Annotated in this window: 16 protein-coding genes; 8 read left to right on the forward strand and 8 right to left on the reverse strand. The window is 50.5% G+C overall.

Features of this window, described 5'->3' with window-relative positions:
- Positions 1–3 precede the first annotated feature (3 nt).
- The 6 genes from B0I18_RS12375 to B0I18_RS12400 all read left to right on the forward strand — a co-directional run bounded on the left by B0I18_RS12375 (position 4) and on the right by B0I18_RS12400 (position 8,032).
- The gene (locus B0I18_RS12375) at positions 4–1,377 is read left to right on the forward strand and encodes a T6SS phospholipase effector Tle1-like catalytic domain-containing protein (RefSeq protein WP_106523036.1); all 1,374 of its coding nucleotides are present in this window, start codon (positions 4–6) and stop codon (positions 1,375–1,377) included.
- 111 nt (positions 1,378–1,488) lie between these two features.
- Positions 1,489–2,445 carry a DUF2931 family protein gene (locus tag B0I18_RS12380; protein ID WP_219905970.1) on the forward strand — a complete coding sequence of 319 codons (957 nt, stop codon included), beginning with the start codon at positions 1,489–1,491 and terminating at the stop codon, positions 2,443–2,445.
- Positions 2,446–2,480: 35 nt separating this feature from the next.
- Positions 2,481–3,434, forward strand: coding sequence for a hypothetical protein (locus B0I18_RS12385; protein ID WP_106523038.1), 954 nt, complete (start codon positions 2,481–2,483; stop codon positions 3,432–3,434).
- Between the two features lie 4 nt (positions 3,435–3,438).
- Positions 3,439–3,909, forward strand: coding sequence for a DUF4280 domain-containing protein (locus B0I18_RS12390; RefSeq protein WP_106523039.1), 471 nt, complete (start codon positions 3,439–3,441; stop codon positions 3,907–3,909).
- Between the two features lie 21 nt (positions 3,910–3,930).
- Positions 3,931–7,035, forward strand: coding sequence for a thioredoxin domain-containing protein (locus tag B0I18_RS12395; protein ID WP_106523040.1), 3,105 nt, complete (start codon positions 3,931–3,933; stop codon positions 7,033–7,035).
- A 10-nt stretch (positions 7,036–7,045) separates the two neighbouring features.
- A complete protein-coding gene (locus tag B0I18_RS12400; protein ID WP_106523041.1) occupies positions 7,046–8,032 on the forward strand; it encodes a hypothetical protein in 987 nt (328 codons plus the stop codon).
- Between the two features lie 125 nt (positions 8,033–8,157).
- On the opposite strand, the gene hxpB is transcribed toward B0I18_RS12400, so the two are convergent.
- From hxpB to B0I18_RS12420, 4 genes are all read right to left on the reverse strand, one after another.
- Entirely contained in the window at positions 8,158–8,817 is a 660-nt protein-coding gene (gene hxpB / locus B0I18_RS12405) for a hexitol phosphatase HxpB (RefSeq protein WP_106523042.1), read from the reverse strand.
- A gap of 58 nt (positions 8,818–8,875) precedes the next feature.
- On the reverse strand, positions 8,876–9,733 hold the full coding sequence (porG, locus tag B0I18_RS12410; RefSeq protein WP_181358446.1) for a type IX secretion system protein PorG: 858 nt from the start codon (positions 9,731–9,733) through the stop codon (positions 8,876–8,878).
- Between the two features lie 147 nt (positions 9,734–9,880).
- Complete coding sequence (locus tag B0I18_RS12415) at positions 9,881–10,864, reverse strand: pyruvate dehydrogenase complex E1 component subunit beta (RefSeq protein ID WP_106523044.1); 984 nt, start codon at positions 10,862–10,864, stop codon at positions 9,881–9,883.
- 111 nt (positions 10,865–10,975) lie between these two features.
- Positions 10,976–11,425, reverse strand: coding sequence for a hypothetical protein (locus B0I18_RS12420; RefSeq protein ID WP_106523045.1), 450 nt, complete (start codon positions 11,423–11,425; stop codon positions 10,976–10,978).
- 649 nt (positions 11,426–12,074) lie between these two features.
- Here B0I18_RS12420 and B0I18_RS12425 point away from each other — a divergent pair.
- The gene (locus B0I18_RS12425) at positions 12,075–13,064 is read left to right on the forward strand and encodes a 3-hydroxyacyl-CoA dehydrogenase family protein (protein ID WP_219905971.1); all 990 of its coding nucleotides are present in this window, start codon (positions 12,075–12,077) and stop codon (positions 13,062–13,064) included.
- 54 nt (positions 13,065–13,118) lie between these two features.
- Here the strand turns inward: B0I18_RS12425 and B0I18_RS12430 are convergent, their stop codons facing one another.
- The 4 genes from B0I18_RS12430 to sppA form a co-directional block, all read right to left on the reverse strand.
- A complete protein-coding gene (locus tag B0I18_RS12430; protein ID WP_181358447.1) occupies positions 13,119–13,748 on the reverse strand; it encodes a WbqC family protein in 630 nt (209 codons plus the stop codon).
- Between the two features lie 1,093 nt (positions 13,749–14,841).
- Positions 14,842–17,082, reverse strand: a complete 2,241-nt coding sequence (locus B0I18_RS12435; protein WP_106523047.1) for a RelA/SpoT family protein — start codon at positions 17,080–17,082, stop codon at positions 14,842–14,844.
- A gap of 91 nt (positions 17,083–17,173) precedes the next feature.
- Positions 17,174–17,548: a T9SS type A sorting domain-containing protein gene (locus B0I18_RS12440; protein ID WP_106523048.1), complete on the reverse strand. Its 375-nt coding sequence runs from the start codon at positions 17,546–17,548 to the stop codon at positions 17,174–17,176.
- A gap of 346 nt (positions 17,549–17,894) precedes the next feature.
- Positions 17,895–19,688, reverse strand: a complete 1,794-nt coding sequence (sppA, locus tag B0I18_RS12445; RefSeq protein WP_106523049.1) for a signal peptide peptidase SppA — start codon at positions 19,686–19,688, stop codon at positions 17,895–17,897.
- 106 nt (positions 19,689–19,794) lie between these two features.
- Here sppA and cdd point away from each other — a divergent pair, with 106 nt between their 5' ends.
- Positions 19,795–20,280 (forward strand): cytidine deaminase, encoded by a 486-nt coding sequence (gene cdd, locus B0I18_RS12450; protein ID WP_106523050.1) that lies wholly within the window; start codon positions 19,795–19,797, stop codon positions 20,278–20,280.
- The last annotated feature ends 76 nt before the right edge of the window (positions 20,281–20,356 follow it).

Consider the following 20,356-nt stretch of genomic DNA (forward strand, 5'->3'; position numbering starts at 1 on the left):
TATATGCCCGGAGGAAGCATCAGGAAGATCGCCAGGACTGTCGTAATGAACACAAAAGCAGACGCGGAGTTACGCGCCCCGCAGATCGTAAGTACAGCAGCCAATAACGTGCTGGAAACCGGTAAGGCCAATGGCGTGTTCTTCGCCGACTACGAACCTAAAGAAGTTACCAAAAATAAAAAACCACTCACCTTTACTGTCTCTCTTTTCTTTGACGGTACCCGCAATAACCGCAACAATACCGATGCCCGTAAAGCCGATAACGAGGTGTATAAAAAGCACAAAAACGAAGTCAGCTTTAACAACGGGTATAGTAATGTAGGTATCCTGGAACGGTATAATTTCCGCGATCCTGAAGAACGTAAACTATCCATTTACATCGAAGGTATCGGTACGGAAGATAATAAAGGCGATTCGCTGATCGGCTCTGCCATAGGCACCGGCAGCACCGGTATCCCCGCGAAAGTGAAAAAAGGGATTAACGCCATGTGTACGGAGATCTACCGTATGGTAGACCCAAAGATCGAATATATCGAAAAGATAGAAGTAGACGCATTCGGCTTCAGCCGGGGCGCTGCGGCTGCCCGCAACTTCGTGCACCTGGCTCAGGATGCGGCTGCCAAACAGTTGCAGATCGCGAAGACTAAGGTGATCTACCGGTTTGTAGGCTTGTTCGATACCGTATCCTCTTATGGCCTTTCGTTCAGCAACGATACCGAAGATCTGGGCATGGACATCGGTGGCAATGCCAAAAAAGTAGTACAGCTTACAGCCGCAGATGAACACCGCAAAGTGTTTTCGCTGACGGATATCCGCAGTTCCATCGGCGCAGGTGTTGGATATGAATTGGAATTGCCCGGTGCGCATTCGGATATCGGTGGCGGTTACGAAGCGGAGGAGGAAGAAGAACGCCTGATCGAAACGGCGCTGGAAGGGCAGGGGGTGATTGCCGGTGCACGCGATGCGATCGTACGCGAAGGCTGGTATACCAAAGACCAGTTGTACGAACGCTTACAGCCTATGGGCGATAACTATTATACCATGGTCACACGGTTGTACGGCAAACGTACAGTAACCGGCGGCTACCAGTATATCCCGATGAATATTATGAAACAACTGGCGGAGAAGAATGGCATGCAGTTCAACGATATGGGCAAACGGTTCGAAGTGCCGCCGGATATGGAACAGGTCAAAAGCACACTGGTACAGCAGGGGGTTGCCGGCGACGGCGCGCATAAGAAAGCGCTGAGCCTGCCACCGGAACAGCTGCGGCCCCTGCGGAATAAGTACCTGCACCGGTCGGCCAATCCTTCGAGCCTGGCGATGCTGGGCCGCTATAAGGATGGCAAGCCTTACCGGGTAATCCATGCCGGCTGATTTTATTCCAGAACGTAATGCCGGCCTGTAGTGCAGGTCTTGAACACGATGAGGAAATACGCGCTGTTACTGTTTTTATCAATAAGCAATGGGTTGGCTTCCTGCCAGACTATGGAACAACATACTTCAGAAAAATATGCCTGGGATGCATCGCCCACGGCGCCTAAAGGTTACCCGGTACAGGTGTACCAGGGGCGCTTTACCGATGCGGCAGGTAAGGCTACTACTATACCCAACGGGCATTACCTGCAGGATGGATGGGGTACCTCCCTCATTACCTGGATTGCCGATGAGGATACGAAAGCGCTGCCTGCAAAGCTGCACCTGACCTGGTTTTCCTTTGCAGAAAATAAATTTTATACCGGCGACTTTCCCTTGCCCGTGCAACGGATTGCTGACCTGTTCCGCGAAGGATATTACAATAAAAGAAAGAAAGAAACCTATGACCGTTTTGTAGTGGGTATGGCGCCGGGCGGCATGCTGGTCGTGTGGCTCAGGGGGCAGAACCAGGTAGAGCTGGCCCGCTTCCAGGCAAAGGAAACAGAGGTGGATTGGGATGAATTTTATTACCGGTCGGTAGGTGGTAATAGTTATGGTAAGGCCGACCGGGCACGCGATGTAAAGGAAGAACAGCAAAAGCTGCCGGCAGCGGTGCAGCAACAGGTAAAACAACATACGCTCAATGCGGGTCAGTGGGAACAATACCGTAAAAAATATAAGTGGATCCTGAAAACAACAGCCGGTGATAAATTCGAAGATTACTCGGTGCGTTATTGGAACGGCGAACAGGAACGGTTGCCAACCAATAAGCAACTGTTGCAGTTGGCTACAGCCAAACCCTTGCCCCGTGAGGCTTCCGTGTTTTTTGAGCGGGATAAGAAAGTGAGGATCGATATCGTATGGGACGAACAGGAAATGGTACAGCTGTTTAAAAATATAGCTACAGACGACGAAGCATCCATGATCATAAGTTATGACGAGCGGGAGCAGGAAGCCGCGCTGGTACTACGTTACCGGCAACAGGACATACCCTTCCGGCATTGCAGTCTGCGGGTATATACAGAGTAGGGGTTTTACAGACACAGTAACGAAAACGAGAGCTTATGATAACAACCGCCCGGGAGACGAAAGGACAACAGGACCAGAGGCTGCGGTACCGGCCATCGCTGCTGAAACACCGCTATGGTATGCTGATCCGCTATTTTGAAGGAGAAGCCGAAACCCTGAAACTGCACTACGGGATTAGCCTGAGCGGTGTGGGTGATGCAGCGGGCGGACTGGCGGCAGTAACGATAGACAGGGAGCAGATATACATCAATAACCAGGCGCCGCAACTGCTGGCCGAACAAATGGCCGATGCCATGGGCAAATGCCTCTTCCCCGTAAAGGTACAGGTACATGCCAATGGTTCGATGGGAGCGGTGTTGAACGATGCGGAGATACAGGCGCGGTGGCGCAAGGCGAAACCCGCTATGGAACAGTATTACAAAGGCGATGTCGCCGATTCTGTATTCAACCTGATGGAGGCGCAGCTGTCGTCGGAAAGGTATATAACCGGCAGTTTGAAAAAGGATCTTTTTTTTGCGCTTTATTTCCAGGGCATGTACGACCACCGCTTAACCGGCGCCGGCAGCCGCACCGAACTGCATTTCCCTTTTACCGCATTTGGTACACCCGTGGGCTTTGCGGTTACGGCCTCGCCCGAAGAGGCGGCAAATGGCAAGATCGGCATACAGCTTAAAGGCGCCTGTAAGGATGACCGCAGCTTCCGGGATATCATCAATAAAAAAATCCTGGCTTCCGACCCCGGTGGGTCTAAAGTGCGGGGCAATATAGACCTGGTATATAAGTTCTATCCCGAAACGCATATCATCTATTCTATAGTCGGTTTCGTACAGTTGTCCGACGGGCAGCAGAGCAGGAGTATCGCCATAGAATTGTTTCACCAGCCGGGCAATAATACAGAAGCCCGCGCACAGCGGAAACCGCAGCAGAATATTATAGAAGAAGAGCAAGTCGTAACCCGTAAGCCGTTCTGGGCTTTGTTTAAAAAGTAACGATATGAGCGAAAAACATTACGTTGTCGAAGGGGCTACATGCAAGTGCCAGTTTGGTACCGCGCCCGATGTGCTGATGGTTAAAACCAATAAGAAAGAGTACGCCAACGATATCAACGGTGCGCGTAAGCTGATTGCCAGCACCAAGGATACCGGCGGCGCCACCCTGCAGAAAAATACCTTTGGCTCCTGCGCCAAAATGAACAACAGTCCCTGTAAGCCCGTGGTGTTGCAGTGGCAGGGCTTTTACGACAGGGTTACACTGACCAATGGTGGCAACCCGCTGCTGGAGGATAGTAAGGCGACCTGTCCCATAGGCGGCAGCGGCTGCATCCAGATTACCAATCACGGACAGGTGGCCGAAGTAAGCACTGCCAACGTAAAGAAAAGCAACGACGATGTAATGGCGCAGTTGCTGCCGGTAGTGGACATGAAAAGTGCATTGCGTGAAATACTCCGTACGGCCGGAGCCTGATCAACCTGAAATCTGTTACCCATGTCAGACAAAACCATTCACATTGAAGTAAAACCCCGGAGCGGGCAGGTATATGCAGAGAACCACCTGCAGTTGACGAAGGCGGGCCCGGTGTTTGTAAGCATCAAAGAGTACCTCGAAGCCAAAGCGGTTATCGACGGCAAGATAAAGGCCAGGAACGATGAAAACCAGGCGGAGTACGAGAAGGCGGTGGCAATCTTCAATAAGAAGGCCGAGGGCGGCTGGACCGACCAGGAACGCGAATCGCATAAAGCCAATGTAGCCGCAAGAGACCGTACCGATAAACGGATCAAAGGCGAGATCGCGGTGTTGAATAAAGAGCAGGAAACCCTGAACGGTACTTATAGCGATATCCGTTGGGTATGGCAGCTGGCGGGTACCGGGCTGGATAAAGCGACGCTGAGTTTTACGGAGGGATTGGGCAAAGGCATTGCCAACGATATTGCCCGTACCGGGGAACGCCAGCTGAGTTTCCCGTCATTGCTCGAAGGCGGCGGCCTGGTATGGCTCGAGCCTTACCACGAAGCTGAAAAACCGGTAGGCGAGGTACCGCATGGCTGCTTTATTTCGGCTATGGGTACGGCTAAGGTAATCGATACTATATGGACCGACGCCGACAATAACCCGATAACGGGTACCGTTGCCTTTGGCTCCGGCGTATTGCTGCATATCTACACTGCAGGCCTTTACGGCCAGGAAGTAGATGTGGAGCTGATCGATTACGATATCTTCTCGCCCGACGATAAACTGACCATTACCAACGATCCGAAGGTGAGTAATAAAGCCGCCTTTACGCGCGAGGTGGATGTGAGCCAGGCACTGTCTTTCGAAAAGAAGAAAACCTATACCCTGGGCGGCCTGGAAAAGCAGGAGCAGAATAAGGCGGATGGCAAGGCCGAGGACCTCGTATATGTACAGAAGACAGTGGTAGAAGTGTTTGTAAGCCCCGCCTGGATTGAAGAAGCGGGCAGCTCACTCAAAATTTATCCCACGGTGAAATCGCTGAAGACCAAGAAATACTTTGAAGGGTTTACCCGTAAATACCTGGAAGTAGCGGAAAACGGCACCAAGGTTACGCCCAACAAAATTACCTCCAATAACCCGCTGGTTACGGGTAAGGTAGAAGTAGACCCCGATGCTTTCCATCCCTGTAAATACACTGAAGTAAAAGGTGTGGTATACCGCGGTTCGGAAACGATACAGGACGTCACGATCTTCGATGAAAAAGACATCCATAGCAAGATGGCGGAGCTGCTCGAGTTCCCGATCGTAGCCGGGGTAAACAAAGCGATCGCCAGCCTGGTGGTACAGCTGGATCCTATTACCGACGAATGCCGGTATGTCAAGGAACCCAAGGTGTTTCATAAGGATCATGTGATCAATCTTTCGGCAATCGCTTACCTGCTGCGCAACGGGCGGGGCAAGGCCTCGGGACAGTACCGTACCTACGATACGGAAGATGTGCTGAAAGAAATGGGCATACCGCTCAAGAAAGAAGAAAAGAAAGATGCCAAGCCCACCTATTCCAGCGATAAAAAAGATACCAGCCTGTCGGGTATCAATAAGATCAAGGAAACGCTGAGCATCAAATCGGAGGGCACGGATATCAAGATACAGTCGGCCTATAAAATACTGGAAAAGTATACGCCCTTTGTGTTCGAGTCGTCGGATCAGAAGTTTAATATGCAGGTGGCTTACGACTATTCGCATGGCAATAGCGTAGACCCGCTTGTAGGGCTGGCTGCGGCTTTATGGCCTACCAATAGCCGTATCGTACAGCGCTATCCCGTAACGCTCGATACCTGCCGTTATTCCAAGCCCATGAACATCCTGGTATATCCCGATGTGAAGTGGGTATTCCAACTGGCGTTCAACTACGATGGCAAGCGCTTTAAAGAAGTAAAAGAAGCCTACCACGACGATTACAAGGTAAAGGAAATGATGGCGGAGCAGGAGAAGCGGCGTTTGCAACGACAGAAACTGGGTACCGCAGAAGGTGTCAGAAAACGTGTGGCAGCACAGGATGCCATTATCCGCGATGCCCGCAATAAGACCGGCTGGAACGGTATGACGCAGAAACACTACGAACTGCTGAACCCCCAGAATGCCCTGATAGAAGGCATTATAGAGTGTAAGGGCGCTTTGGTATGCGAGTTCGACCGGCCTTACGAAAGCATGGAAGTATCGTCGGCCTTTCCGAAAATCACGGCTTTCTTTAAAAAGCTGGCCGAGATCAAAGAGAAGATCGACAACATCATCAACGGGGTAGATGAGCAGGCCACCAAGAAAACGCCGAAGGAAGATGCAAAGCGCATGGCCAATATGCGCAAGAAGCTGGAGGAAATGAAAAAGGCGGGCAAGAAAGAATCGGCCTGGAGCTTCGAGTTCAAACCTCCGAGCGTGGCCTGGTCGATAGGCTGGTATGCCGAGCATCCGCCCGATGTCAGTACGCCTGCTATGGGTATGATGATCGAGGGTATCATAAAGGCAGAGCCGCTTATGGGCTTCGAAATCAAGTACGATATCTTCAACCTCCTGGGCAAAATCCCGCACCCTGTCGTTAAAGCGGTGGTGTTGTTTATACAGGCTGCAGATTATGTGCTGGGCGATAACTTCGACATCAGTATCGATATGACCGTGAGCGGCGAACTGAGTGCAGAAGGGCAGGGGCGTATGAGCACCGTGGCAGAAAGCTCTTACAGCAACCGCCTTAAAGCCGACAAGGAAAGTCCCTTTAAGATCGAAGGCAAAATAGAGATCGCCTTTAAGGCCGAAGTAAAAGGCTCTGCTGAGATCGGCAATTTCCTGTTTGGTAAATATGAAGCCTATGGCGCCGTATCCGGGGAAGTGAAAAGCGGGATCAGTTGCGAAGGCAATGCCAAAGCCTTTGACGATGGTCTTTATCTCGAACCCTCGATCAAATTCCTGGGGGTAACGATGAAGTTCGATGCGAAAGGCGGTGTGGGATTCAGTACCCCCGGTGCAGAGAAGAAAAGCGCCGAAAGCCGCGATGGCATTCATTATACGGCCAGCGGCGAAGTGATCGTAATGGATGCCTACGAATGGCCCCTTACGGATTGGAAGATACCTTTATTCAAATCTTAAGCATATATCAATGAAGCGAACCCTCTTTATACTGCTGTCCCTGCATGCACTGGCGGGGTGCGCGCAAAATAAAGACCAGCAAGCGAAACACAATACCACTATGGCACAAACAGAAACGGCTAAACCCGTACTTGACTTTAACCGTTTAAAACAATACGACCAGGAACCGATCTACCAGATGGAAGTGAACAGCGAAAGCTTCGGTTACCAGGTACTGGTGAACGATGTTACGATATATACCCATTCGGGGCGATATGGCGGTACCATTACCCTTTTTATTACCGCAGCGATTATGCAAAGCGGCAGCCAGAGCCTGACGGTACGTTTAATGCCCCGCCCGGGCCAGGCCAGGCTTTCAGACAGTAAAGATTTTAAGATCGATATTACCCGTACCGCCTGGCAAAAGGGCGGCGGTATGACCACGCCGGTACCGGTGGCCGGTTATGCATTGCCGGAGCTCAGCGATGGTAAACAGGTGCAGTTTAAAGGCAACGACCAGGTGTTCAGTCATACCCTGAGCTTCGAGGCCACGGTGCCGTATAAACTGCCGGGCTGGGCCAACAGCCAGCCTTTACGCAACGATGTCCGGCTGAAAGAAGAAGTGGTGGCTGCGTATAACCGCATGATCGATGCTTACCGGAGAAAAGACGGCGCAGCCTTTATGGGCACCTTTGATGTAGCGGATATGATGGTGTTCCAGGCCAGTTACCTGCGGCCCGAAGAGGCCAAACAAAAACGTGCCGAATGGATCGCCTTTGTAAACAGCGGCGACAAACCGATCGCCCCGCTGGAAAACTACGAACTGGAAATAGGCGGAAATGGCCGCCTGGTGCACCTCCGGCGTACAGATGGCGATAACCGGGGCGAAGGGGTGATACGCTTCCCCTACCGCCAGATGAACCGTGACCGGGTGATGATCTATGATGTCTATTTCCATAAGCCCGCAGGTTCCGATCGCCTGGAGGCCATCTGGTATTACATGACTGATCATAGTTAAAATACGGGCCAGGCGGGGCCGGGAGCCCCCTTAGCAGGCCAGTACAGGATAGTATATGACAGACCGGAATAGGGGCCGGGTCTTTTTCATAGCGCAGCCGGAGTTTTTACTCCGGCTGTCGTTTTTTATTTTAGTTGTACTTCGCGCCATACCTGCGCTCCGAATGTTTCCAGCGAATGCAGTTTGGCATCGGCCAGGCCAAACCGCGGATCGTCGAACCGGGCCTCTTCAGGTACCACGATCACTTTCATCCTTGCGGCTTTGGCCGATATCATACCATTTACCGAATCTTCGAGCGCCACGCAATTCCAGGTGGCTTCGTTCAGGGCATGGGCGCATTGCATATACACTTCGGGATGTGGTTTGCCAAACAGCGCGGTATCGGCCGAGGTCAGTACATCGAAATAACTGCGCAGGTCGAAATGGTCGATCAGCGCATCCAGCATACGGGTAGGCGAGGAGGTGGCCAGGCCGATCTTGATACCTGCGCTGCGCAACCATTGCAGGCTTTGCAGGGCGCCCGGCATTACGCCGCCTTCGGCCTTTGAGAGGGCTATGATATCGTCGAGTATATCATCGGCCAGTTGCCGGGCGCTTGCCGCACCGGGCCAGGGAAAACGCTCTTTCCAGAATTCGGTTACCTCGTAGATCCGCAGACCCGTGGTATATTTAAAAAAGTCGGGACCTACCGGTACCTGGTATTGTTCTGCTATTTTAAGCATGCTGACGCCCCATAATGGTTCTGTGTCGAGCAACAGACCATCCATGTCGAATATCGCGGCCATGATCAATGTTTACGGTAATTTTTTTAGATAAGATAAATGGGCGCTAAGCCGCGCCGGATCAGGGTTCCCAGATCATGCCTTTCAGGTGCGAAGGGCATTTGTAGGTCTTGAATTGGAACGAAAGGGTAAACTGCGCCATCAGGTATTGATCCTTGGTGGCATTGTCGCCGCGTTGTTTGCCCGCGCGGCCCAGTTGCTGCCCGTCTACGGCTATGGAGCGGTCCTGCAGCTGTGAAGCTACATTGGGGCGCATCGGGTCGATTACGAAGCGTTCCTTACCCACATAGGTATTACTTACATCGTCGATGTAATCGGTAAGGGTAAAGCGGTTTACGATCTCGAAACCAAAGTTCATGCCCGGCCTGAGCCAGTATTTGATACCTACGCCAACCGGGAAGCAAATACTGACGTTGTTGTACTTGCGGTCGGCAAATTCAGCGGTATTCTGGCCTTCTGTACCCAGGGGTTTCAGGCTGTAGCGCCTGCCGTTATAGATCGTGTAAGGATCGTAGTAGAAAGCGCCGATACCACCGGTAAGATAAGGGGTAAAACGGTGTTGCGGGTTGCCGGTCTCGAACCAGAAAAAGTTGAATTCGGCCATGGCTACAGCTTCTACGATATCGGAACGGAAGTTGAGGTTACGCTGCTTCTGGAATTCGTTGGACGAATACTGGTCGTCGTAACCTACTTTGGTATAATTAATCGCCGCCCTGGCAGAGATATAAGGATTGAAATGGTAACGGAAAAATACGCCGCCCGCAGGACGGATGTATTTCATGCCGTAATTGGGATTAAGATCGCCGAAGTAAGTTGACCCGCCAAGCTGTACACCATATTCTGTCGACTTGTAAAATTCCTGGGCCGAAGCCTGCAGGATGCCGGTAATAGACAGGGAAAGTAAAAAAAGCTTTTTCAAACGTGGGAACATGATTTAAGCCGTAGGTCAATTTGTATAAACGCTAAATTAACCAATTTATTATGATTACGGGCATCCTTAAAACAAAATTTGACAAACGCCCTTTACGGTGTTTGTCAAATTCTATATACATGCAGATGCAATATTTTATTTTTTGATGTACATCACCTCTTTCACCAGGTTTACGGTACGGGCTACATCCGGCAGGTATTTGGCTACCAGGTTAGGCGCGTAGTGCATATTGGTATCGGCAGAGGTAATGCGGTGGATCGGTGCATCCAGGTAATCGAATGCATCTTTCTGTACCCGGTAAGAGATCTCCGAAGATACAGAAGCGAAAGGCCACTGTTCTTCCACGATCACCAGCCTGTTGGTTTTCTTCACCGAGTTGATGATGGTTTCATTGTCCAGCGGACGAATGGTACGCAGATCGATCACTTCGGCGCTGATACCCTCTTTGGCCAGCTCTTCAGCCGCACCCAGCGCTACTTTCATCATTTTGTTGAAAGATACGATGGTCACGTCCGTGCCTTCCCGTTTTACGGAAGCTTTACCAATCGGGATCAGGTATTCTTCTTCCGGTACTTCAGCCAGGTCGCCGTACATCACTTCCGATTCCAGGAAAACAACCGGGTCATCGTCGCGGATAGCGGACTTCAGCAGGCCTTTGGCATCGTATGGATTGGATACGGATACTACTTTTAAACCGGGGATATTGGCGTACCAGCTTTCAAATGCAGAAGAGTGCTGCGCACCCAGCTGACCGGCAGAGCCGTTGGGTCCCCTGAATACGATCGGGCAGCCGAATTGACCACCACTCATGGATAACATTTTGGTAGCGTGGTTCAGGATCTGGTCCAGGGCCAGTACGGCAAAGTTCCAGGTCATAAATTCCACAACAGGACGCAGGCCGTTGGAGGCGGCGCCTACAGCAATCGCTGCAAACCCCAGTTCTGCGATAGGAGTATCAATTACACGACGGGGTCCGAACTCGTCCAGCATGCCCTGGCTTACTTTATAAGCGCCATTGTACTGTGCTACTTCTTCACCCATTAAAAACACACGCTCGTCACGGCGCATCTCTTCACTTAGTGCTTCACGCAATGCCTGACGGAAAGCTATTTCTGCCATAAATTTTGTCCTTTAGTTTAAAAGGGAGTAAAAATAAGGGTATTCGCTTGAAATGCTTACAAAAACGGGCATCCGGATTTTTCCGGATGCCAATTCTTGACTCATGTCAATTTATTTTTTTTCTTCTGCTTTCTTCTCTCCGGCAGGTTTAAGATTAAAGAAAACTTTATTGGTGCCTTTTTCGAGTTTCAGACGCAGGTCGGAAGCTGTCAGTTTTTCAACCAGGAAAGTATCCATCTGGCCGGGGCCTTTAGCAGGGTCGATAGCAGTCAGTACGAGTTTTTTGTTGTCGATCAGCTGCCATTTCAGCGAATCGGTATTGCCACCGCCTTCGAACACGATGATGCCGTCTTTGCGGAAGTTCATAGAACCTTGCTTAGCGCTGGCTTCCTGTTGTTCTTTGAACGTTTGCATTTCTTTTTTCATCAGCATTTTGATGCTGTCGAGGTTGGTTGTACGGAAATACATCGCCATCGAGCTGTCTACGGTAGTCATAGTATCGATAGCTTTTTCACGCACCTTCATCATAGAGTCGGCAGTAGGACTTTCAATGGTGTCCATTTGCCATTTGCGTACGATCTGATCTTTTGAAGATTGGCATGCTGCCAAAAAAAGAAGGCTGCAGCCTGCAGCGAAAAGGATGTTTTTACGAGTCATGGGCGCAAAGTTATCATTTTACTTAATTATTTGTATAGTTTGGATTTTTTTCTTTTAGCGGTTGTAACACCATAAACTTAGGTGCGATCGGCGTGCCCTGCTTAAGGCCTTCCGGAAGCGCCTGCAGCGCCCTGGCCGGGCCATCAAGGCGCTTTTTTCGCACGGGAAATTAATAATATTTTCACATGCTGCACCCCCTCTGAAGGGCGCGGATAACCCGCCTGCCGCTTATACGAATCGCAGAAATTTTTTTACCACGATGCATTTTTATTTTTAGATTCCCGTAAAAACCATATTCTTTCTAAATTGAATAATAAATACTAAATATTACAGGCGTGCCTGTTGCATAAATGTTTGCAATATTACCGGTTAAGATAAAGTCCTGGTATTTATATGGATATATGCAAATATGACTTGGCCGGTACCTTTTCCTGCGCCGTCATACGCTTTTTGCGGTCTGTGGATTTTTATCCACAACCGGGGATAAGGTTCGCGCGTAGTTATTAAAAAATCATTAACTTTAGCCGTTTTTTAAAAATTATTCAGCTAATTTATGTCTCAAGTAACAGAAAAAAAAGAAACAGTGAAAGTAGAAACTATAGGTTTGGACGAGGCTGCCAAGGAGCGTATATCCAAAATTAAAACGGTTACCGTAATCGGTGCCGGTACTATGGGTAATGGTATTACGCACGTTTTCGCACAATACGGTTGTAAAGTGCATATGGTGGATATCAGCCGCGAGGCGCTCGACAAGGCAATCGCCAAGATCGGTTCCAATATGGACCGCCAGATCGCCAAGAATGTGATCACTGAAGCCGATAAGGCAACCGCCATCGCCAACATCGTTCCCTACACCGACCTCGGTGAAGCCGTACAGGATGCTGACCTGGTTATAGAAGCCGCATCTGAAAACATCGACCTGAAAATCCGGATCTTCGAAGACCTGGATCGTCTTTGCCCTGAAAAAACCATCCTGGCTACCAACACTTCTTCCATTTCTATTACCCGCATCGGTTCGCACACCAAACGCCCGGGTAAGGTGGTAGGTATGCACTTCATGAACCCTGTACCGGTTATGCGCCTGGTAGAGATCATCAATGGCTATGCTACCGATAAAGAAGTTACCCAAACGGTATACGATCTTTCCAAAATGCTGGGCAAAGTGCCTTGCGTGGTAAACGACTATCCCGGCTTTATCTCTAACCGTATCCTGATGCCGCTGATCAACGAAGCGATCCTTTCCCTGCAGGAAGGTGTTGCCGGTGTTGAAGAGATCGATACCATCATGAAGCTCGGTATGGCCCACCCGATGGGACCTTTACAACTGGCCGACTTTATCGGTCTGGATACCTGCTACTCTATTATGAACGTACTGCACATGGGCTTCGGCAACCAGAAGTATGCACCGGCTACGCTGCTGTGCAATATGGTTCAGGCCGGTTTCCTCGGTGCGAAGAGCGGCGAAGGTTTCTACAAGTATACCCCGGGCAGCAAAGAGCTCGTAGTAAGCGAGCGTTTCCGCAGCAAACAATGGCAGATGTAATTTCCTGCTTTAATCTTATACCGGCGGGTTGTTCCTTGGAACAACCCGCTTTTTTTATGCCTTGTTTTCCAGGGGGAGTGCTTTCAGATAGGTACGCGCATGGGGGCCTTCGTTAAAGAGCAGGTCGAGTATCGAACAGTCGGGCTGGAAGCCGCAACGGTCGGCAAATACCTGGTAATAAGGCGGCATATCGCTAAGCAGTGCTTGTTGGGGGAGCAGGGCGGTACGCAGGTCGGTTTGGCCGGCATAAGTGTGCTGGTAAATAGTAGTTGTTGCCAGCTGTAAACCCAGGCCCAGCAATTGATCGACCAGGATGATGCTGTTCCTGTTCCAGTCGGCGAGCTGGCCGGCAGGAGCTTCAAATGCAGGCCTGATGCGGTATTCGAAGTGTTCGAAAAAAGGGGCATTGCCGTAAAGCGATACAATGGTCTTCCAGTGGTTATCCTGCCAGTTGGTACGGTCGGAGATCTGTACCTCCTGCACGGCTATGCGTTGGTTACGGCCGCGGTCGAGCGGCAGGCTCATCAGGAGTTTGCCTTCGGGAGCGGCCAGGTAATAACGGTTGCGGTAACTCATTTTCTGGTAGTGCTCGGCAGCGTCGAACGTTACGCTGCCCGCCTGCAGGGCGTAGGCCCACCAGCTTACCGGCGGGAACGGAATAAAGGAAGAGATCATTGGGGCCATGTGCGGATCAGGGGGCGGGGAAATTTTGAGTTTTGAGTTTTGAATTTTGAGTGTTGGGTATTGAGTATTGAGTATTGAGTATTGAGTATTGAGTATTGAGTATTGAGTATTGAGTATTGAGTGTTGAGTAATGTGTATTGAAGGGATGGATGTCATGCGGAGTAAAACTAAGCATCTTATCGGTTAGCAGGCTTTGTCTACGGGCGAATGTTACGCGAGTTATGCTTATCGCTTACCTGCACTTACGCTACCTCCATTGTCATTCTTCGTAAGTAAGGGCTTATTATCGCTTACGCTCCCTCCATTAAGATCCTTCGCTGCGCTCAGGATGACAAAGGGCTCCCTCGGGAAGGTAAGGCTTATTACCGCTTATGCGCCCTCCATTAAGATCCTTCGCTGCGCTCAGGATGACAAGGGGCTCCCTCGGGAAGGTAAGGCTTATTACCGCTTGTGCGCTCTCTATTAAGATCCTTCGCTGCGCTCAGGATGACAAGGGCCTCCCTCGGGAAGGTAAGGCTTATTACCGCTTATGCGCCCTCTATTAAGATCCTTCGCTGCGCTCAGGATGACAATGGCTCCCTCTGTAAGGTAAGGGCTTATTACCGCTTATGAGCCCTCTATTAAGATCCTTCGCTGCGCTCAGGATGACAATGGCTCCCTCCGTAAGGTAAGGGCTTATTACCGCTTATGCTCCCTCCATTAAGATCCTTCGCTGCGCTCAGGATGACAATGGCTCCCTCGGGAAGGTAAGGCTTATTACCGCTTGTGCGCCCTCCATTAAGATCCTTCGCTGCGCTCAGGATGACAATGGCTCCCTCTGTAAGGTAAGGGCTTATTGCCGCTTGTGCGCCCTCTATTAAGATCCTTCGCTGCGCTCAGGATGACAGGGGCTCCCTCGGGAAGGTAAGGCTTATTACCGCTTTCGCTCCCTCCAGTAAGATCCTTCGCTGCGCTCAGGATGACAATGGCTCCCTCTAACATCTCACATCTAACATCTCACATCTAACATCTCATATCTAACATCTCATATCTAACATCTCACATCTCATATCTCACATCTCATATCTCATATCTCACATCTCAACATTAAACACTACTCATCCCCGGCTTCGATCCTTTCTACCTTGGTAATGCCCGGGATAGCGCCCAGCTTGATACACAGCTCGTCGAGTTCTTCGCGGTCGTGTACAAACACCATGATCGTACCTTCGAATACACCGTCGGTAGAGTCGACGCTGATCGAACGCATGTTCATGTTGAGCTCGTCGGTAATTACGTTGGTAATGTTGCGGATGATGCCCACGTCGTCAAGCCCGGTAAGCTTTACGCCCGTAAGGAACGATATCTCTTTGTTCTTGGCCCATTTGGTCTTCACGATACGGTGGGCATAGTTGGCCATCAATTGTGCCGCATTCGGACAGTCGTTACGGTGTATCTTCAGGCCTTCGCCCGAGGTGATAAAGCCGAATACGGCATCGCCCGGGATCGGCTGGCAACACTGCGCCAGCTTATACAGGATCTTATCGGAACTTTCGCCAAAGATGATCAGCTCGGTACCTTTGCCAACGGTTTCTTTGTCTTCGTGGTGCTTCTTAGGTTCCGATTTTATCACTTCCTTCACCGGTTGTACCAGCTTGTCGCCGGCAATGGTAAAGGTTTTGAGCGGTTTCAGATCAAAAGAGCCTACCGCTATGCCATAGTAAAGGTCGAGCGGCGAGGCCAGTTTAAAGAAGTTGGTAATCTCGTTGATGTTGTGCGATGAGGGCTGCAGGCCCATATGGTCGAGCTTGCGGTGCAGCATATCTTTGCCATCCTCTGCAATGCGCCGTTTCTCTTCACGCAGATAATATTTGATCCTCGACTTGGCTTTGGCCGTAACCACGAAGTTGAGCCAGTCTTCGGTAGGTTTTTGTTTCGAAGAGGTAATGATCTCGATCTGGTCGCCGCTTTTCAGCACATTACTGATCGGTGTAAGGCGGTAGTTAACCTTGGCGCCGATACAACGGGCGCCCAACTCCGAGTGGATGTCGAAGGCGAGATCGAGTGCGGTAGCACCTTTGGGCAATACGCGCATATCCCCTTTGGGGGTATATACATAAATTTCTTCGGTAAACAGGTCGAGCTTGAAGTCCTGTACAAAATCGAGCGTATCCGTATCGGGGTTGTTCAGTACTTCGCCGATATGTTTGAGCCAGGCATCCAGCTTGCTTTCGCTGGTAGCGCCTTCTTTATATTTCCAGTGTGCGGCGAGGCCTTTCTCGGCAATCTCGTTCATACGCTCGGTACGGATCTGCACTTCCACCCAGCGCCCGCCGGGGCCCATCACCGTGGTATGCAGGGCTTCGTAACCATTACTTTTAGGCATGCTCAGCCAGTCGCGTAAGCGCTCGGGGCTTGGCTGGTAATAATTGGTAATGATCGAGTACGCTTTCCAGCAGTCGGCCTTTTCTCTTTCCCTGGGCGACTTCAGGATAATACGGATGGCAAACAGGTCGTACACCTCGTTAAAGGCCACGTGTTTGGTGCGCATTTTATTCCAGATCGAGTGGATGGACTTAGGCCGGCCGTAGATCTCGAAGTCGAAGTCCTGCCCGGAAAGCTCTTCTTTGACCGGTTTGATAAATTCGTTGATATAGCGGGTACGGTCGCGTTTCGTTTCCTTCAGGCGGCGAACGATGTCGAGGTACACATCGGGTTGGGTATACTTGAGCGCAAGGTCTTCCAGCTCGGTCTTGATCTCGTACAAACCCAGGCGGTGGGCCAGGGGCGTAAAGATATAAGTCGTTTCCGAGGCGATCTTGAGCTGTTTTTCACGGGTCATACTGGTCAGCGTACGCATGTTATGCAGGCGGTCGGCCAGTTTGATCAGGATCACGCGGGGGTCTTCGGCCAGGGTCAGCAGGATCTTCCGGAAGTTCTCGGCCTGCATCGAGGCCGTGGCTTTGATGTCCACCACGTTCGATATCTTGGTCAGCCCGTCGATAATGCGGGCATAGGTTTCGCCGAATTCATGGCTGATGTCTTCCAGGCTGATCTCGGTATCTTCTACCACATCATGCATCAGGGCGCAGCAGGCGGAGGTAACGCCCAGGCCGATCTCTTCCACCACGATGCGGGCTACGGCCAGGGGATGCAGGATATAAGGTTCGCCCGATTTGCGGCGCATATCCTTATGTGCATCGGCGGCCAGTTCGAATGCGCGGCGCAGGTGTTTCCGGTCTCCTTTTTTAATTCGCTGTTTGAGGGCACGCAGTAAGGCACGGTATTCTCTTAAGATCAGTTTCTTCTCCTGTTCCTCATCTATGGGTTGCGTATATAATAACGGGGTACTCATATTTTAATCTTGTTCTGTAGTCTAATTTACAAAATAAAACGGAAACCTGTGGGGCTTCCGTTTCAGCAATTCCTTGCAACAGTAGTTTTATTTATCTGCTGATGATCATCTTGGCAGACTGTATGATTTTACCGAATTTATCGCGGGCAACAACCATGTAAATGCCTGCTGCGGCGCTTCCCAGGTTATTGAAGGTAAACTCGGCGGTATTTTTATCAAATACGGATTGCTCGTCTATCTTACGGCCGATCAGGTTTACGATCTCGATCTTGCTCACCTCGTTGCGGAGGGAAGAAGACAGGCGAACGGTCGCAACGGTATTGGCCGGGGTAGGGTATACCACGATGGTGCGGTCCTGGTTGGAAATTACATTTTTCTCCCCGTTTTGGGCAAAGGCAGCGTCCGGATTAACCAGCGCTATGCCCGCAAGGATCAGTAAAAAAGTAAGCTTGTATATAAGTTTCATAGACTGTGTATTAGGATTGTGTTCGTATTGTTTTAACGGATTTCGGCTTATAAAAAGCAAATTATGATGCAAATATAGGTACTGGAATTATTTTTTTCTATTTTTTGTGCAAAAAATTACAAAAATTAACCATAGACATATTCTATAATCCGTATTGTAACCGCATGCATCATGGCTTCTTTATGGATAACACAAAACATATGCCAATGTTTAAACTTCCTGCAGCGATGACAAAATATTGACTTTTGGCAGGCCTCCGGGTTTAATCTGTCCCGGTAAAGACAACCGGGGAACCTGTTTACCCCTAATCCGTCAGGAAAATAAAACAGGTTCCCGGCAAAATGGCTTAACGGATGTCAGGTACATAAGGCATCATCATCCAGATGCGGTTCTTTTGCTCCTGCATGGTCTTCAACATACGGAACCAGCGGTACTCGCGGCCCAGTTCCCTTTCCAGGAATTGCTCGGCCAGTATTTTTTCGCTGGTGCTGCTGCCCTGCACCATACGCATGAATTTTTCCAGTTTGTCTTCGGCAGCCGGGTAGGTTACCAGTTTGTAATCTTTAAGTTTGGCAATGGTCGCCGCACTGGCTACCGCGCGGTCGAGACCGCCTATGGCATCTACCAGCCCGTTTTTCAAACCTGCGGTACCGGTCCATACACGGCCCTGTCCGATGCTGTCCACATAAGCCACATCCATTTTACGGCCGGCAGCCACGCGGCTTTTAAACGTCGCGTAGATGGTATCCACGCTGTTCTGGATAAATTTCTTTTCCTGTTCGGTCATGGGGCGGTTCATATTCGGGAAGTCGGCGTAAGGAGCGTTTTTCTCGCCGTCGAACGTAACGCCCAGTTTCTCGTTAAAGAATGCCTGGGTATTAAACATCATACCGAATACGCCGATACTGCCGGTAATGGTATTGGGCAGGGCAAAAATGCTGTCGGCCTGGCAGGAGATGTAATAACCGCCGCTGGCTGCAAGGTCGCCCATCGATACGACGATTGGTTTTTTCTTGCGCAGCAGTTGCAGTTCGCGCAGGATCACTTCGGAGGCCAGGGCGCTGCCGCCTGGTGAGTTTACGCGCATTACCACGGCCTTAATCCGGTCGTTGTCCCGCACTTTACGGATCTCTTTGATAAATGTTTCAGAGGCGATCTGCTGGCCCGAGCCGGAGCCGGTACCGTCTACGATCTCGCCTTCGGCCACCAGTATGGCGATGCTGTTGTCGCTGGTTTTATCTTTTACCGAGTTTACATAGTCGCTGATCGAGCTGAAGCGGATCTTGTCTTTTTCTTCGATACCGGTCTGTTTGCGCAGCAGGCTTTCTACCTCGTCTTTATAACGCAGGCCATCGGCCAGTTTATAGTTGATGGCATCGTGCGCGGTTTGTACGGCGCCCTGTTTGGCCCAGCCGTTAATGGTGGCGGTATCGGCTTGGGTATGCTCGCTGATGGCCAGCAGCATTTCGTTCCATACGTCCTGCTGTAATGCGGCCTGCTGTTTGCGGTTGGGCTCGCTCATCTTGTCCATGCGGAAAGGCTCGGTAGCGCTTTTGAACTGGCCGCAATAGAAGATCTCGGGTTGTACTTTCAGTTTGTCGAGCGCGCCTTTGAAGAAGGTGATCTGCGAGGAAAGGCCCTTCAGCTCTACCGTTCCGAGCGGGTTGATAAATACGCTGTCGGCTACGGAAGCAATAAAGTAATCGGCCTGGGGAATGAAGTCGCCGTAAGCATAGATGAATTTTTTGCTGGATTTAAAATCCTTGAGGGCATTCCTGATCTGCTGGGCCGTGGCCAGGCCATTGGGCGAGCCGCCGGCTTTCAGGTAGATGCCTTTGATATTGTTATCCGTTTTGGCATAGGCAATGCTCTTCAGCAGGTCGTGGAGGCCGGCCGACTGGCTGTTGCCGCCGGTGAAGAGGGCCAGCGAATTGCTTTCGCCCAGTTCGTGGAAATTATCGGTGAGATCAATAAATAGTATAGATTTGTCCTTGACCAGGGATTGTTCTTCTTTAACGGCAGCTCCGGATATAGATTTGGAGATAGAACCGATAATGGCGAAGAAAGCTATAAAGAAAATAACTCCTGCAACGACCAGCGCTAAAAGCGAAGCGAAGAAAAACTTAAAAAACTGTTTCATATTAAATTATACATTTGGAGCAAAGATAGCTTTCTGGCCGGTAAATCATTCACCCCTTTGAGGTGGTTTAGCGTTGCCGGTATGCAGGTTGATAATATTTAACATTATGGATAAAGCTTTTTCCTTTTCCTACCGGTTGCTGACAGATGCCAGCGGGCTGGAACCCGCAGAGGCAGCGCTGTTGGCGGCAGCCAACGAGGCGCAGCAGCTGGCTTATGCACCTTATTCCCGCTTCGAGGTGGGCGCCGCGCTGTTGCTCGACGACGGGGCTATTGTAAAAGGGGGCAACCAGGAAAATGCTTCCTACCCGGCGGGTATCTGCGCCGAACGTACCGCCTTGTCGGCAGCTTCCTCCCTGTACCCCGGCGTGCCCATAAGCGCTGTCGCCATCGCTTACCGCAACCTGGACCGCAACGACCAGGGGGAAATGATCCTTTCGCCCTGTGGCATTTGCCGGCAGAGCCTGCTGGAAGCTTTCTCGCGCCAGGAAAAAAAGATAAAAATCATTATGAGCAGTCCCGCAGGCCGTATAATCGTGCTGGATAGCGTCGAAAACCTGCTCCCCTTCAGCTTTTCAGGCAGTTTTCTATAAAAAAATAAAATGCCCGGGATAGGGGTGTGGCTTTATTTAATTGTCATATTACGGTAATTGTTGACAGTTCAACTTG

It is taken from the genome of Taibaiella chishuiensis (assembly GCF_003014535.1).
Lineage (GTDB): Bacteria > Bacteroidota > Bacteroidia > Chitinophagales > Chitinophagaceae > Taibaiella > Taibaiella chishuiensis.